Here is a 15,477-nt window from a genome sequence, read left to right on the forward strand (position 1 = left end):
CATTTATTTTTTAATGATTTTAAAAGTTTTAATATTTTCTCCATTCCTGCTAATCCGTATCATATACATGGCGGAAGGCAGAGAGGAGAAATTAAGCTCAGATTTTGATTGTAAAATCATGTCTTTTTTGATCAGTTTACCTTGAGAATCAAATAGCTGATACTCTGAATCCTTGTAGCTGTTTGTGGTAAAATCCAGATACAAATATTCCTGGAAAGGATTAGGGTAAATAAGAATGTCTTTCTGATCTTTCTGGCCTGATGAGGGATCCTGAGTGGAAAGTGTAGTGATTTCGAACCCTTGTTGTACTCCTTCGAGAAGCTGAATAGGGGTGCCTTTGTTGAGGTATGCAGTCTGGCCTATACTGTAAGAAACAGAACCATTGCCTGATGACGCATCGGTTCCGGTAGCTACAAGTGCAGACTGAGCCCGAAAGATGATGAGAGAAAATACAAGCAAGGTGAGGCAATAAATAGATTTTTTTTTCATGGATAGCCGTTTTTAGGTGATTAGTAAAAGTTTTTTAAGGGCAAATTTTGGAAGACTAAATTACCACCTATCCTCATCAGATTATAGAAAAATAGACCAACGGCAGAAATAATCGACCAATGGCGTTTTGTGAATTATTGTTGGAAAAAGTCTGTGTTTTTAAGGCTCGAAAAAAGAGAGGTTGTTCTTGTATGCTCTGCCTATGGGAAGCTTAATCTGATGGGTTAATTCTATTTCATGGCAGCTTTTACCACGGATAAGATGTCTCGGCACTGCATAGCTGCGGTGTATTCTTACAAAAGAATCAAAAAAGTTTTTAAGGAGCAGGTTTCCTAATGAATCTAAAATACAGTGATTTTTTTCCAGCGTAATAATCCGGGTATAGTCTTTTAAAGCTTCCAGATATAAAACATCTGTCTTTCTGATCTGAGAAATATGACCGCCTTCTTTTATTTTAATAAAATTTTCTCCGAAAAGAGCATCGTAGCAATCGCATTTTTCTTTTACTTTAAAAAACTCAGAAAGCCGTTGCATGGAATAATGGAACCGCTCTGCCGTTAATGGCTTAGTAATAAAGTCCAGTGTATTGATTTCAAAAACAGAAGCGGCCAGTTCAGGATGGGAACTGACAAAAATGCAGGTGGGTATTTTATGAGCCAGTTTTCTAAATTCAAGACCGTTCATTCCTCTTAAATTGGTTTCAATAATAAGAAGGTCAACAGGAAGTTCCAGGTAAGAAATTGCTTTCTCTGCCGAATCAAAAGAAGCGACAATTTCTATGTTTTCGTACTGTCTTATATAATGCTGAAGAACAAGCCTGTCCAGTTCATCATCATCAATAATCATACATTTGATTGGTGTCATCATGATTCTCTGGCAATTAGTTTTACTATTTTAATTTAAAGATTTAAAAATCAGAAAATTATTACCTAAAGTTATTGATTTTTATAAAACAATAATTGATTACACTTAAAATTATATTAAAAAGTGTTATTATATAAAATTTGATTTTGTTTTTTTTCTGAAAAATATTATCTTGTAAAAATCATAAACATAGATAGAACTTCATGTTAGAAAAGAAAGAACATAATTATGAGAAAGCGGTCTTGGTGGGTCTTATTACACAGCACCAGGATGAAGAAAAACTGGTGGAGTATATGGACGAACTGGAGTTTTTGGCTTTCACAGCAGGAGCAACCGTACAAAAACGCTTCACTCAAAAATTAACACAACCTGACTCCAAAACCTTTATTGGAAGTGGAAAGGCAATTGAGATAAAAGAATACGTAAAAGAAAATGAGATAGGAACCGTCATTTTTGATGATGAGCTTTCTCCTTCGCAGCTTAAAAACCTGGAAAGAGAAATGGAAGTGAAAATTTTGGACCGAACCAACCTTATTCTTGATATTTTTGCCCAGCGTGCACAAACTTCATATGCGAGAACTCAGGTGGAACTGGCACAGTATCAGTATCTTTTACCACGTCTGACAAGAATGTGGACTCACCTTGAGCGTCAAAAAGGGGGAATCGGAATGAGAGGTCCCGGTGAAACGGAAATTGAAACTGACCGTCGTATCATTCGTGACAGGATCTCCTTATTGAAAGATAAGCTGAAAACTATTGATAGACAAATGGCTACTCAGCGTAATAATCGGGGGAAAGTGGTTCGTGCAGCGTTAGTGGGCTATACCAATGTGGGAAAGTCTACACTGATGAATTCACTTTCAAAGTCTGAGGTTTTTGCTGAGAATAAATTATTTGCAACGCTGGATACCACGGTACGAAAAGTGGTCATCGGAAATCTACCGTTTTTACTTACCGATACCGTAGGGTTTATCAGAAAGCTACCTACTCAGCTGGTAGAATCATTCAAATCCACTTTGGATGAGGTTCGTGAAGCCGATCTTTTGATTCATGTGGTAGATATTTCCCACGAAAGCTTCGAAGACCATATAGAATCTGTAAATAATATCTTAATGGAAATCAATGCTCATCAAAAACCGATGATCATGGTTTTCAATAAAATTGATGATTTCAGCTACGAGAAAAAAGATGAAGACGATCTGACCCCAGGTACAAAGAGGAATATTTCTCTTGAAGAATGGGAAAAAACATGGATGGCAAAATCTAAATATCCTACCGTTTTCATCTCTGCACTGACGAAAGAAAATTTTCCGGAAATGAAGAAGATGATTTACGATGAGGTGATGAAAATTCATATCTCCAGATTCCCATACAATGATTTCCTTTTCGAGTATTTCGATAACGACGAGGAAGAAAGCAGCAATTGATGAAATATCACTTTTTCCTTCTGTTCATCTTTTTTTCGGTTTTTGGTTTCAGCCAGAAATCAAAAATTGATATGAAAGCTATTGAGAAAAGTCTAAGCAACAATGGTTCCCCATATAATTATGATAAACTTATTTTTAAGTACAAAGGGCTCCCAAGATCTTTAGACAGTATAGAATCTCAATATCTTTACTATGGAAGAAATTTCAGAACGGATAAAATCATCACTTCGGATGACCGTTTCAAAAGTCTGGCGGAAGCTTTTAAACAAAATAATTTTGAAGACTGTATAAAGCAGGGAAAAGCCTTATATGGTAAAGATCCTACCAATCTGGATATTCTGTTAATTCTTCTCAGGGCCTATGATTCTTTAAAAGATGGAAGCAATTTTATGCACCATCTTAATCAGTTTCGCTCATTAGCTGATGGCATAAAAAGCTCCGGAGACGGCAAATCTGAGAAAACAGCCTACCTGGTTAATTCCGTAGGAGATGAGTATATTTTACTGAATATTTTGAAAATTGGGCAGGACTATACCAGAGGTTCAAAACCTTCCAAAGACGGAATGTTTGACATCTGGGAAAAAGAAGGGGTTAAAACCTATATTAAAGTACTTTATTTAGACTCATAAATTAATTTAAAAAACACTTAGTGGAGTTATATTATTCATTCTCAGCATTAATCGTATTAGCATCAATATTTGCCTATCTTAACTATAGGTTCCTTAAACTTCCAAGTACTATCGGAATAATGGTTATCGCCATTGTAGTTTCTATTTTCCTGGTATTGTTTGGAGAAACGGTTCTTCCAAGAACGTTCGGGCATCTTCATAACCTGATGAACAGTATTGATTTTACAGAAGTTCTGATGGGAGCAATGCTTAATTTTCTTCTTTTTGCAGGAGGAATTCATATTAACATCAATGACCTGAAAGAACAGTTCAGACCGGTATTGATATTTTCTACGGCGGGTGTTGTCATTTCCACTTTTGTAGTGGGTTTTGGAATGTTTTACTTACTGCCCTATGTAGGAATTAAACTTCCTTTTATTTACTGTCTGGTTTTTGGAGCATTGATTTCCCCTACAGATCCTGTAGCGGTTCTGAGTGTTCTGAAACAGGCTAATGTTTCCAAATCACTGGAAACAAAAGTGGCCGGAGAATCTCTTTTCAATGACGGTATGGCGGTTGTCGTCTTTACAGTGGTTTTACAGCTGGCAGTGGGAAAAGAAGTAGACTTAAGTGTCGAAAATATAGGATTGCTTTTGCTTCATGAAGCTGGAGGAGGTATTTTACTTGGGGTTTTACTGGGATGGATTACTTCCAGGCTGATGCGTGAAGTGGATGATTATATTATCTCCGTTTTGGTAACGCTTTCTGTAGTGATGGGTGGGTATCTTATTGCAAGACAAATGCATATTTCCGGCCCGCTGACAATGGTTGCAGCAGGTTTATTTATGGGTAATTTTAACAGGAGTTTCAAAATGAAATCCGTTACGCAGGATTATTTGATTAAATTCTGGGAACTGATTGATGAGATCCTGAATGCTGTATTATTCCTGTTTATAGGGTTCGAACTTTTGATGATTAAAGATCTGAAACACTATATGATTCCCGGAGTATTGGCAATTATTGTAGTCTTGCTGGCGCGGTTTATTTCCATCTGGGGACCTACAAAGTTTACCTCTTTGAGACGAAGCTTTAGTCCGCAAACCGTAAAAGTACTGGTTTGGGGAGGAATCCGTGGCGGAGTATCTATTGCATTGGCAATGTCTATTCCGAAAAGCGAATACAGTGAGATCATTCTAAGTATCACCTACTGCGTGGTAGTATTCTCTATTATTGTTCAGGGTCTTACTATTGCCAAGGTTGCCAATCCCAATAAAATTGCCAAGGAAGAAGAGGAACAGGAGACTGTAGTGCTGGAAGATAAAGCTTAATATGTAACACACTAACAGCGTTTAGAATGAGTAGTATTGTTAAGGAAATACAGGAAGCATTAGCCGTTTTATCAATTCCCGAAAAGGCTGAATTCTTTCCAAGGTTCTTCAAAACAGGAAAGGGAGAATACGGCGAGGGAGATTTGTTTTTAGGGGTAACTGTTCCGGATCAAAGGTCTGTTGCCAAAGAATACTATTCAAAAATCAATTTAAAGGAATTAAGCGGGTTGCTGGCTTCAGGATATCACGAACACCGGCTCACAGCTCTTTTTATGTTGATTTCAAAGTTTGAAAAAACAAAAGATCAGGCAGTAAAAGATGAAATAGTAGCTTTTTATCTTCATCATCTTCCCTATATTAACAATTGGGATCTGGTAGATTCAAGCTGCTATAAAATCCTGGGCAGATATACCTTTGAGAACGGAAAAGAATATCTTCTGAGGGAGCTTTCCGAGTCTGAAGTAATGTGGCATAAAAGAATTGCTGTGGTGGGAACCATGCATTACGTAAAAAAAGGATCATTTGAACTTACCAAAGAATTGGTGACCAGAAATCTGAAACATACCCACGACCTGATGCATAAAGCAAACGGATGGCTGTTAAGGGAAATGGGAAATAAGAATGAAGGACAATTAATCAGTTACCTGAATCTGTACTATAAGGAAATGCCGAGAACCTGTCTCCGGTACGCTATTGAAAAATTGGACGAGGACCTCCGACAGAATTATTTGAAAGGACTTATTTAAAAAATAAAAGCAATAGTAGTACTGTTTCATATCTTGAAAAACTACCTGAAAACAGCTATTTATCTCCAAAAAATCAAAGATTGTAGGGATTTAAGACTGGAATTGAGTAGTTTTGTTGTTTTAAACTCAATCATGAAAAACATTCTTAAGTTATGTCTTCTGTTTCTGCCTTTGCTGGTGCTGACAAGCTGTTTCGATATTTTAGACAAGATTAATCTAAAAGCTGACGGAACAGGAGAATATACTGTTATTCTTAATGCGAGTAAAAGCAAAACAAGACTCGCTTCAATTTCTAAAATGGAAACTATTAATGGGAAAAAGGTTCCCAAGAAGTCTGAAATTGAAAGCAAAATCAATGAAGCCTCTAAAATTTTCAAAGGAACACCGGGAATCAGTAATGTGAAAACCTCTATGGACTTTGATAATTACATCATCAAACTGAGCTGTAATTTTAAGAAAATTGAAAATATCAATGCCGGACTAGAGAAACTAAAGGCTCAGAATATACTGGGTAAAATGATTCCAACACAGATATACAGCCAGAATCTTGAAAAAAAGGTATTGACGAGAAATAAAGTGAATACATTCAAAACGGATTACGACAAGATGAGTAAGGCAGACAAAGAAGTCTTTAATGGTGCCACATATACTTCCGTAATGCAGTTTGAAAACACTGTAAAATCCCAGACCAACAGTGCCTATCTGCTTTCTCCAAATAAAAAGGCCGTAAAGATGGACGCGGGCATCTTAGATGTAATTCTTCAGAAAAAGCAATTACAAAATACAATCCTTTTCCAATAAATTTCTAACATTAAACCATGAAATCTATAGTATTAAAAACACAAAAAATTATTTTCTTAGTCTTTGGCTTTAGTATTGTTTTAGCGCAAAATAGTATGAAAGTCCCAAATGATGCCGTATTTTATATGGAAGTCAATGGGAAACAGCTTAACAACAAAATCAATTGGAACAAGCTTAATCCTTTACTGCATGAACTAAGCAAAAAGAGCAAAGAAAAATCTTCATGGACAGATTATTCTAAAACCGGAATTAAATATGATGCCATTCAGTATCACTACGCCAGTTTTAATGACTCCATCAAAACCTACCATACTCATTTTATCATCGATAATAAAGAGAAGTTTCAGGAATTCATTAATTCCATTAAGAAAAAAGGACAGGAAACGTCCGGAAAAAATAACTATTCTTACGTTGATATAGATGATGATATTTTTGTTGCATGGAACGGAAGCCGTGCAGTGCTTAGCCTGATAAGCTATACGAAACCTTATAAAGATCTTTGGACAGATGAGGCTGCAACCGTGGCAGACAGTGTTGCCGTGGCGGTTGATAGTGTTTCGGTTGACTCAGTGTATGCCGAAGAACAGGAGAAACCATTTGATTATAAAGATGAAGTAAAAAACCTGAAAGAGGATATTAAATACCTGAGAGAAAGCATTAAAGATAACAACACGGAGATTGCAAGAATTCAGAAGGATATCAAATACCTGCAAAAACATCACCAATATCCTAAAGAAAAAGAGGAGGTTTTAGTCCCGGAACCAGAAGGTGAGGGGAACTATGGTTCGGAGTATGATGACTCTGAGTCTGAGAAAGCTTATCAGAAAGAACAGGATTCTATCCGCAGAGAGAACTTCAAGGTTGTAAAAAAATATGCTGAAGATCATTTTGACCAATATTTCAGTTCCAACCTGGAAGTGGAAGCTTCTAAAGAAATGTTGACCTTCAAAGATGTGAATTCTGACGTTTTTGTGTATACAGACTATGGAAGGATTGTCAATGACGGAATCTACGGCAAAGCGATGAAACGCTACGATTTCGGACAGGTTTTCCAGAATATGTACAACTCAAATTCTGCTTACAACTTATACTTTGACAAGGATAAAGTAAAGCTGATCAATAATTACCAGCATAAAAATGCTGAGATGCAAAAAAATATCTCGTCAATTTATAAAGGAAAAAAGAACAGAAAACTGCTGGACCTCATCAATGAAAAAAGTATTGGCTATTATGCCGTTAATGTAAACGGAGGAAAAGTTTTTGATGCGATATACAGTCTTATTCAGGATTCGGGAGAAGCCAAGTATAAAAAAGAATTAGAGCTGATCATGGAAACGATGAAAATTGTTTTGGATGAAGAAGCCATTACTAAAATAGCACCGGGAAACGGAATTTTTGTTTTAAATGAGTTGAAATCAAAAAAAATAGACTATACTGATTATGAATATGATGACGACTATAATGAAAAGGAAGTAAAGAAAACCAAAGATGTAGCAGTTCCTAATTTCACTTTTGCTTTTGCTACGGAGAATGAAGGGTACTGGAACCGTATTTTTAATGTGTTGACAACGAATAAAAAGCTGGCTAAAAACTTCTCAAAAGTAGGAAACTTCTATACTTTTAAGGATGATAAAAAAGAAGGGTATTTTGATCAGCTGTTCTTTACTGTAAAAGATGGGGTTGTTTACCTTACGAGTTCTACAGATAATATCACCACTGCTCACAGCCAGTCTGAAGTATCTAGAAAATGGGCAAAAGATTCATCCAGATATCCCTTATCCGGAAGACTGGACCTGCAGAAACTTTTAATCGGTTTAGATAAAGAGTTCGAAAGTCCTTCGGAAAGAAAAACATTGGATCTGTTCAGAAAAAATGTAGGGGAGCTGTATTATAAAACTGAAGTAAAAGAAGAGAGTATACAAACAGAAATGGATTATAATATTAAAAATTCTTCTGAAAACAGCCTGATGTATTTCTTTGATCTGTTTAATGAGATTTTTAAAATAAAAGATTCCGAAAAAAAACCACCGGTATTGTAGATGAATAAAAAGAAAGGTATTGCCTCGTTAATTCTGTTACTGGCTGTTACAGCTTATTTTGTGCTTTTTTATAAGGATAAGAAACTTAGGTTCATTCCTGAAAATGCCGATGCAGTAGTTTTAATAGACGTAAAGAATCTGACGAGGCAATATCTTTTCAGCCTGATCACACATCCCTCACAATGGGGCAGCAAGACGAAAGGGAAAGGTTCAGTTTCTCTGAGGGAATCGGGAATTACAATCCCGGATTTTTTACAGGTTTTCCATCTTAAAGGGACCCGGGTTTCAGAATGGTACAGTGTTTTAGAACTTAAAGATCCTCAGAAATTTATTGCGTTTTTAAAGCAGCAAAATTTTGCGAGTAAAGGGAAGAATATTTTTCAAAAGGATCATATTTTTCTTAGCATAGAAGGTGGAAACTGTATTGTAGGAACTTCCGATTCGGGTTTTGGAGCCATAAACAAAAAGCTTTTTCAAAATTCCCAAAAGAACATTTTAGATGCAGATCGGTTTATTCAAAATACGGCAGGGAGCATTTCTTTTCTTTCAGGACAGAAGATCCACAATTTCTCCATTGAGTTAAAAGATGATGAAATTGAAATAAAAAACAACTCAACTCCGGAAATCGTAGATGCGATTGTCTCGAAATTACAACAGGGGAACCATTTTCTGGAAGCGGAATTAAATGCTGATAATATAAAAAACTACACTCATTTTTTCAATATAAACAACGGAGATTCACTACAAATCAGTCATTTTAAAGCTACTGCTGATCTTGAGCAGGTAAATGATACCATCATCAGTTATGGTTATGATGATAACTTTAACGAAATTGAAAAGAAGACGTATCAGAAGATTATACAGCCGAACTATATTATTGATTTTCAAAGCCGGGTTCCCGAAAAAACATGGGACTATTTTCAAACTAAAAAATGGATTAATGCTCAGAATCAATTCACGGCAATTCCTTTTCAGCCCAATAATGTCAGCAGAAATACTGCCGGATTTGTTATAAAATCTACCCGAAAACCAATACAGCAGTCTCCAAAACTGGAGAAAAATTATATTTTCATCAGAAACAGTGAAATGCTGTTCTCTTCTCTGAGTACGTTAAGTAAAGCTGAAAAAAGGATTATTTCTGATATAGACTATGTGTTTTATGGTAATGAAGCTCAAAATTATTGGGTCAAAGTAAAGGCTAAAAATGGAAAATTACCCTTAATTTTACGGTGGTAAAATCTTTCATCCTAAAAATGATCCTATATTCATGGCTCCATCAGAAGTTGTCTTGCTAAAACAAATCACACATTATTCTTTACACCTGATTTTTCCGGTGTTTATTGCACTGGTTTTTTTTCGTAAAAACTGGAAAAAAGCGTACCTGATTATGTTAGCTACGATGCTTGTAGACCTGGATCATCTTTTTGCCAATCCGGTGTTTGACCCATCCAGAAATAGTATAGGCTTTCACATTTTACATTCCTATTATGCAATTGCAGTGTATGTTCTGATGCTGTTTTTTAAAGGGAATATTAGAATTGCTGCCGTTGGGCTTTTGTTCCATATGCTGACGGATTTTCAGGACTTTACCCTCTGGACTCATTAAAATAACATTAATATTACCTTTTAATCTTCCGATTTTTATAGATTTTTCGTATTTTGTAATCACTTTATGAGATTCAAAGAATTTTTACATTATACTTATATTTTTCCTGTCCTTACAGTCGGTTACTATTTTTCCGGACTCATGGGAGGCGGTGTTATATATGACATCATTGCAGGTATTTTTCTTATTGGAAGCGTCTTATCGGCGGTACATCATGCCGAAGTAGTCGCTCATAAAGTAGGAGAGCCTTTTGGAAGTATTATTCTAGCCCTATGTATTACCATTATTGAAGTGGCACTCATCATCTCACTGATGGTTGCCGGCGGAGATCAGGCGATCACGCTGGCCAGAGATACCGTTTTTGCCGCAGTAATGCTTATCCTGAATGGAATTCTAGGTATATGTATTCTGGTAGGCGGCGTAAAATACCATGAACAGTTCTTTGCAAGAACTTCTGCCACCACGTATCTGGTAAGTATTGTTTCCATTTTAGTGCTGACACTTGTGCTTCCTAATTTTACTTCCAGTGTCAACGGCCCTTTTTATAATGAAGCACAGCTTATCTTTATTTCCATTGCCTGTCTTGCTATCTACGGAGTATTCCTGATGGTACAGACGGTTCGCCATAGAAGTTATTTCATCGTTCCTGATGAACATCCTGAAGAACATTATATTCCCTCATTAACGAAGACATTCATAAGCTTTGCCTTTTTGGTGATTTGTCTGGTGATTGTGGTTCTAATGGCTAAAGGCCTTTCCGATACTATTGAGGGTATGGTACAAAGTCTTGGTGCTCCAAAGTCCCTGGTAGGGGTGATTATTGCCGCCGTAGTGCTTCTTCCTGAAGGGGTAGCGGCCATACGTGCTGCAAGGGCCAATCAGATACAGTCAAGTTTAAACCTGGCATTAGGTTCAGCGCTTGCAAGTATAGGACTGACCATTCCGGCAGTATCAGCGGTATGCATCATGTATGATATCCCATTGGTGCTGGGACTGGATAAAAAAGATATTATCCTGCTTTCCTTATCCGTGTTTATTGTCATGCTTTCGTTAAGCAGGGGAAAAACAAATATCCTTTATGGGACTGTCCTTTTAGTCAATCTGGCGGCCTATATCTTTACGGTAATCGTTCCTTAAAAAAATAAATATCTCGAAATCTTGTATTCCAAATACAAACTCACTAAAGTCTTCTGGCCAATTCCATTTTAAATGCCATTAATTTGGCAATATTTTCGGATTTGTAGATGGCCATATCCGCATTTTCACCCACAAAATTTTCCTCAATAGTCGTTCGCCAGAGTTTTAGCCATTGATCAAAGTGCTTTTGTTCCATGGCTTGCTTCTCATTGATGGGAAAATGTACGCCCATTGGATTTCCTTTATACGTCATCTGCCCAAAAAGAATAGACTCCCAAAAAGAATACATCTTTGGAAGATGTTTATCCCAGTCTACTTTTGCAATATCATTAAAAAAGAACCCAATGGTCTCATCTTTAACCACTTTGGTGTAAAATGAATTGACGAGGTGTTCAATGTCTTCTCTTGACTCCAGCTTTTTCATATTTCAAATGTACTGCAAAATCAATTTAAAAATCAAATCACAAGATTGATAAATTTCATGAAAACAATATTTTATCTTTGTACCGAAGTAAAGACGAATAGAAAATTTGCCGATTCACAAATTCCTGAAGTTCTTTAATCAAGAAAAAATACAAAAATGACAAGAGGATTCAGAAAAAAAATACGTCAGAAAAATACTGAAAACAGTGGCTTCGGAAGTAATGCATCGGGAAGATTTATCAATAAAGACGGCCTCCCGAATGTTCAGAGAACAGGAGTGAATGTTTTCAATAGGTTAAGCTGGTATCACACGATGCTGAACTTATCTTCATTCCGCTTTATTTCCTACCTGGTTGTGGCCTATATCCTGATTAATCTGGTCTTTGCCATGATTTATTATCTCATTGGAGTAGAACACCTGACCGGAATTGATAAGAGCGATCCCCTCAACGAATTTATTGACGTATTCTTCTTCAGTTCACAGACATTTACAACGGTAGGGTATGGAAGAATTGCCCCTGTAGGTTTTATGGCCAGCCTGGTGGCTACTTTTGAAGCTTTTTTGGGATTGCTTACCTTTGCTATTGCTACCGGACTTTTTTATGGGAGATTTTCAAGGCCCCGGGCTTATTTAAGATTTTCTGATATCGCTGTGATCGCTCCTTTTCAGGAGGCTACAGCATTGATGTTCAGGCTTGCTCCATATAAAAATAATGCCCTTACAGATGCTGATGTTATTGTATCTGCTGCCATTGAAGTGATTGAAAATGGGGTTCCCAAAAGTAATTTTTATCGATTAGAGACCCATTTAAGCAAAATCAATACATTGGCCTTAAACTGGACTGTAGTACATAAAATAGATGAAAATTCACCATTTTATGGGTTTTCAGAAGAAGATTTTAATGCTACGGATATTGAGCTTATTGTTCAGGTGCGTGCATTTGATGAAGTTTTTTCCAATACAGTAGTTCAGAGGTCTTCATATGTGACAGGAGAAATTATTTATGGAGCCAGATTTATTCCCATGTATTATCCTAATAAAGATAACCAGACCACAATTTTGGATCTGGATAAAATTAATGAATATCAAAAGGAAGAACTGACGGCTTTAGTAAGAAATAAAGAATAAATGGACTTAGATTTTTATAAAAAACAGGCTTTACAAAAGCAAAAAGAACATAAAAAGTTTTTGGATGGATTAAAGAAAAAACCTCCCAGAAATCTGGATTATATTGTTCAGGAAACCCATGATGAAGTCTTTGAAGAAATCAACTGCTTGCAATGTGCCAATTGCTGTAAAACAACCGGACCTTTATATACTGAAAAAGATATTGAACGTATCGCAAAACATTTGCGAATGAAGCAGGCCGATTTTGAAGCAAAATTTCTGAGAACAGATGAAGATAACGATAAAGTATTACAGAATCTTCCCTGTTTTTTTCTGAATAATGACAATACCTGTTCTATCTATGAGGTGAGACCGAAAGCCTGTAGGGAATATCCTCATACCGACCGTAAAAAGATCTACCAGATCAATCATCTGATGCTGAATAATACAGTGATTTGCCCTGCTGCTTTTGAATTTGTAGAAAAAATGATGAAAAACATTACAAAATAGAATATTTTGCTAAATCCTCTTAAATAATTATAAAGTACGTTAAATAAGACCTTTATGGATAATTTTATAAATGATGTGTCGTTTAGTTTAAACAATCATTTAAATATTACATTATGAAAAAGTTATTTTTAACGGCAGCGTTTACATTAGTCGGAGTAATCGCAGTATCGGCTCAAACACAAACTCAGAAGCCTGCCGAAACTACTACTAGTAACCAAACGACAACTCAAACACAACAGCAGAGTCCGCAGACTACCACAGACTGGACTACCTCATCAACTACCAGCGGGCAAAAACAAACCACTACAGCAGAGGCTTCTACTGCTACCCCTGCAGCAGATGCTACAGTAAGCACCGGAAGCACTGTGGAAGCGACTAAACCTGCCGAAGCAACTAAAGAAGAGAAGAAAAGTAAAAAGAAAAAGTAAAGCATTTTAGTAAACACCGAAAGAATCCTGAAATCTAGTATTTCAGGGTTTTTTTTGATCAATTTCTTTGATTCTGAATGCTACTATCCTGCGGACTAAATCAAGAGGTAAATCCTTTGTAATAGGGAACTGCACGGCTCCTTTCGAAAACTTGTAATTTCCTTCTTTGAAATCCTCCTCAAAAGTCTTTATCCCTTCAGCACCAGGATAAAAACCAATATGATTCTTATATGCTGCAAAATAAACTAAGGGTTTACCTTTATATCTAAAAGCCGGCATTTGATAGCTTATATACTCTTCCAGGTCTGTGGACTGAGTATGGATGGCTTTTCTGAGTTCCTCTAATTTTTCTTGAATTTCTTCCGGAAACAACAGGAAGTATTCATTACTATTTTTGAAGGTATTTGTCATGAAATAAAAATAAAAAAAGTGCTGCATATAGCAACACTTTCTCCTTTCACTTTTTACTTTTTTCCCATTATCCCGGGAACAGGCTGTATCAAAAAAGGTCGGGATTTTTTCCCAACCTTATATTTTTATGTTATACAACTCCCTGAGCCAACATTGCTTCTGCTACTTTTACGAAGCCGGCAATATTTGCACCTTTCACGTAGTTTACATAACCGTCTTCGTCTTTTCCGTAGTCTCTACAAGCTTTGTGGATACCGATCATGATTTCTTTTAATCTTGCGTCTACTTCTTCAGAAGTCCAGTTTAAACGGATAGAGTTCTGAGTCATTTCTAATCCTGATGTAGCAACACCTCCAGCATTGGAAGCCTTACCAGGAGAGAATAATACTTTATTATCAAGGAAATAGTTGATTGCATCCAGTGTAGAAGGCATATTAGCCGCTTCCGTTACACACAGACATCCGCTTTCAACCAGTTTCTTAGCGTCATCTAAATCTAATTCATTCTGAGTTGCAGAAGGGAAGGCAACATCACACTTGATGTCCCAAGGACGTTTCCCCGCGTGGAATTCAGCAGAAGGATATTTTTTAGCATAATCTTCAGCTCTGTTGTTTCCTGAAGATCTTAATTCTAATAAATAATCAATTTTTTCTCCGCTAATACCATCTTTATCGTAGATATATCCGTCCGGACCAGAGATGGTTACTACTTTAGCACCAAGCTCCGTTGCTTTTTTGATAACTCCCCAGGCTACGTTTCCGAACCCTGATACCGTTACTGTTTTACCTTTGAAATCTTGTCCGATAGTCTTAAGCATCTGCTCAGCAAAATATACTACACCATATCCTGTAGCTTCAGGACGGATCAATGAACCTCCATAAGCAAGACCTTTTCCGGTAAGAACTCCTGTAAATTCATTTCTGATTTTCTTATACTGTCCGAATAGGTATCCGATTTCTCTTGCCCCTACACCGATATCTCCTGCAGGTACATCTGTTTCAGGACCAATGTGCTTACATAATTCTGTCATGAAAGCCTGGCAGAAACGCATTACTTCCATATCAGATTTACCCTGTGGATCAAAATCTGAACCTCCTTTACCACCACCCATTGGAAGGGTTGTTAATGAATTTTTAAATACCTGCTCGAAAGCTAAGAATTTAAGAACAGACAGGTTTACTGTAGGGTGGAAACGGATTCCTCCTTTGTATGGCCCAATAGCAGAGTTCATCTGAATTCTGAAACCTCTGTTAACCTGGATCTCTCCTTTGTCATCAACCCATGGAACTCTGAAAATAATAATTCTTTCAGCTTCAGCCATTCTTTCAAGCAGCTTCATTCCGGTATATTCTTTTTTGGTAGCAATGAACGGAATTACGGTTACGGCAACTTCTTTTACAGCCTGTAAAAATTCCGGTTCGTTAGGATTTTTTGCTTCAATTTTTGCAATAAACTCTTGGATTTTCTGGTCAATATTATATTGTTCCATATATTAAGGTTGAATATTATTGTCAACAAATTTAATTTTTTTTTCAAGATTCACAACACTCTA

17 protein-coding genes are annotated in these 15,477 nt (G+C 36.6%); 12 read left to right on the top strand and 5 right to left on the bottom strand.

The features are described from left to right. Positions 1 to 3: 3 nt before the first annotated feature. Both MP477_RS09470 and MP477_RS09475 read right to left on the bottom strand, forming a co-directional pair. Entirely contained in the window at positions 4 to 489 is a 486-nt protein-coding gene (locus tag MP477_RS09470; protein ID WP_257190235.1) for a T9SS type A sorting domain-containing protein, read from the bottom strand. A gap of 159 nt (positions 490 to 648) precedes the next feature. Beyond that, positions 649 to 1,356 carry a LytTR family DNA-binding domain-containing protein gene (locus MP477_RS09475; protein WP_257190236.1) on the bottom strand — a complete coding sequence of 236 codons (708 nt, stop codon included), beginning with the start codon at positions 1,354 to 1,356 and terminating at the stop codon, positions 649 to 651. Between the two features lie 200 nt (positions 1,357 to 1,556). Between MP477_RS09475 and hflX the strand changes: the two genes are divergently transcribed. From hflX to MP477_RS09520, 9 genes are all read left to right on the top strand, one after another. Next, positions 1,557 to 2,780, top strand: coding sequence for a GTPase HflX (gene hflX, locus MP477_RS09480; protein WP_230033417.1), 1,224 nt, complete (start codon positions 1,557 to 1,559; stop codon positions 2,778 to 2,780). A gap of 71 nt (positions 2,781 to 2,851) precedes the next feature. Next, positions 2,852 to 3,409, top strand: a complete 558-nt coding sequence (locus tag MP477_RS09485; RefSeq protein WP_257190237.1) for a DUF4919 domain-containing protein — start codon at positions 2,852 to 2,854, stop codon at positions 3,407 to 3,409. 20 nt (positions 3,410 to 3,429) lie between these two features. Next, a complete protein-coding gene (locus tag MP477_RS09490) occupies positions 3,430 to 4,716 on the top strand; it encodes a sodium:proton antiporter (protein WP_257190238.1) in 1,287 nt (428 codons plus the stop codon). 26 nt (positions 4,717 to 4,742) lie between these two features. After that, on the top strand, positions 4,743 to 5,462 hold the full coding sequence (locus MP477_RS09495; RefSeq protein ID WP_257190239.1) for a DNA alkylation repair protein: 720 nt from the start codon (positions 4,743 to 4,745) through the stop codon (positions 5,460 to 5,462). A 132-nt stretch (positions 5,463 to 5,594) separates the two neighbouring features. Further along, a complete protein-coding gene (locus MP477_RS09500) occupies positions 5,595 to 6,263 on the top strand; it encodes a hypothetical protein (RefSeq protein ID WP_257190240.1) in 669 nt (222 codons plus the stop codon). Between the two features lie 17 nt (positions 6,264 to 6,280). Next, positions 6,281 to 8,302, top strand: a complete 2,022-nt coding sequence (locus tag MP477_RS09505; RefSeq protein WP_257190241.1) for a hypothetical protein — start codon at positions 6,281 to 6,283, stop codon at positions 8,300 to 8,302. Then, complete coding sequence (locus MP477_RS09510) at positions 8,303 to 9,538, top strand: hypothetical protein (protein WP_257190242.1); 1,236 nt, start codon at positions 8,303 to 8,305, stop codon at positions 9,536 to 9,538. A gap of 31 nt (positions 9,539 to 9,569) precedes the next feature. Next, positions 9,570 to 9,908 (top strand): DUF6122 family protein, encoded by a 339-nt coding sequence (locus tag MP477_RS09515; RefSeq protein ID WP_230033431.1) that lies wholly within the window; start codon positions 9,570 to 9,572, stop codon positions 9,906 to 9,908. Positions 9,909 to 9,974: 66 nt separating this feature from the next. Beyond that, positions 9,975 to 11,045: a calcium:proton antiporter gene (locus MP477_RS09520; protein ID WP_257190243.1), complete on the top strand. Its 1,071-nt coding sequence runs from the start codon at positions 9,975 to 9,977 to the stop codon at positions 11,043 to 11,045. 43 nt (positions 11,046 to 11,088) lie between these two features. On the opposite strand, the gene MP477_RS09525 is transcribed toward MP477_RS09520, so the two are convergent. Beyond that, the gene (locus MP477_RS09525) at positions 11,089 to 11,469 is read right to left on the bottom strand and encodes a group III truncated hemoglobin (protein ID WP_257190244.1); all 381 of its coding nucleotides are present in this window, start codon (positions 11,467 to 11,469) and stop codon (positions 11,089 to 11,091) included. A gap of 156 nt (positions 11,470 to 11,625) precedes the next feature. On the opposite strand from MP477_RS09525, the gene MP477_RS09530 reads away from it, so the two are divergent. The 3 genes from MP477_RS09530 to MP477_RS09540 all read left to right on the top strand — a co-directional run bounded on the left by MP477_RS09530 (position 11,626) and on the right by MP477_RS09540 (position 13,514). Then, on the top strand, positions 11,626 to 12,597 hold the full coding sequence (locus MP477_RS09530) for an ion channel (protein WP_257190245.1): 972 nt from the start codon (positions 11,626 to 11,628) through the stop codon (positions 12,595 to 12,597). Further along, positions 12,598 to 13,086, top strand: a complete 489-nt coding sequence (locus MP477_RS09535) for a YkgJ family cysteine cluster protein (RefSeq protein WP_257190246.1) — start codon at positions 12,598 to 12,600, stop codon at positions 13,084 to 13,086. Between the two features lie 113 nt (positions 13,087 to 13,199). Beyond that, positions 13,200 to 13,514 carry a hypothetical protein gene (locus MP477_RS09540; protein ID WP_257190247.1) on the top strand — a complete coding sequence of 105 codons (315 nt, stop codon included), beginning with the start codon at positions 13,200 to 13,202 and terminating at the stop codon, positions 13,512 to 13,514. Positions 13,515 to 13,556: 42 nt separating this feature from the next. On the opposite strand, the gene MP477_RS09545 is transcribed toward MP477_RS09540, so the two are convergent. Both MP477_RS09545 and gdhA read right to left on the bottom strand, forming a co-directional pair. After that, the gene (locus tag MP477_RS09545) at positions 13,557 to 13,925 is read right to left on the bottom strand and encodes an iron chaperone (protein WP_257190248.1); all 369 of its coding nucleotides are present in this window, start codon (positions 13,923 to 13,925) and stop codon (positions 13,557 to 13,559) included. Between the two features lie 130 nt (positions 13,926 to 14,055). Then, positions 14,056 to 15,414 (bottom strand): NADP-specific glutamate dehydrogenase, encoded by a 1,359-nt coding sequence (gene gdhA, locus MP477_RS09550; protein ID WP_230033445.1) that lies wholly within the window; start codon positions 15,412 to 15,414, stop codon positions 14,056 to 14,058. Positions 15,415 to 15,477: the final 63 nt, after the last annotated feature.

Origin of the sequence: Chryseobacterium sp. WG23, from assembly GCF_024586575.1 — a bacterium.
Classification (GTDB): Bacteria; Bacteroidota; Bacteroidia; order Flavobacteriales; family Weeksellaceae; genus Chryseobacterium.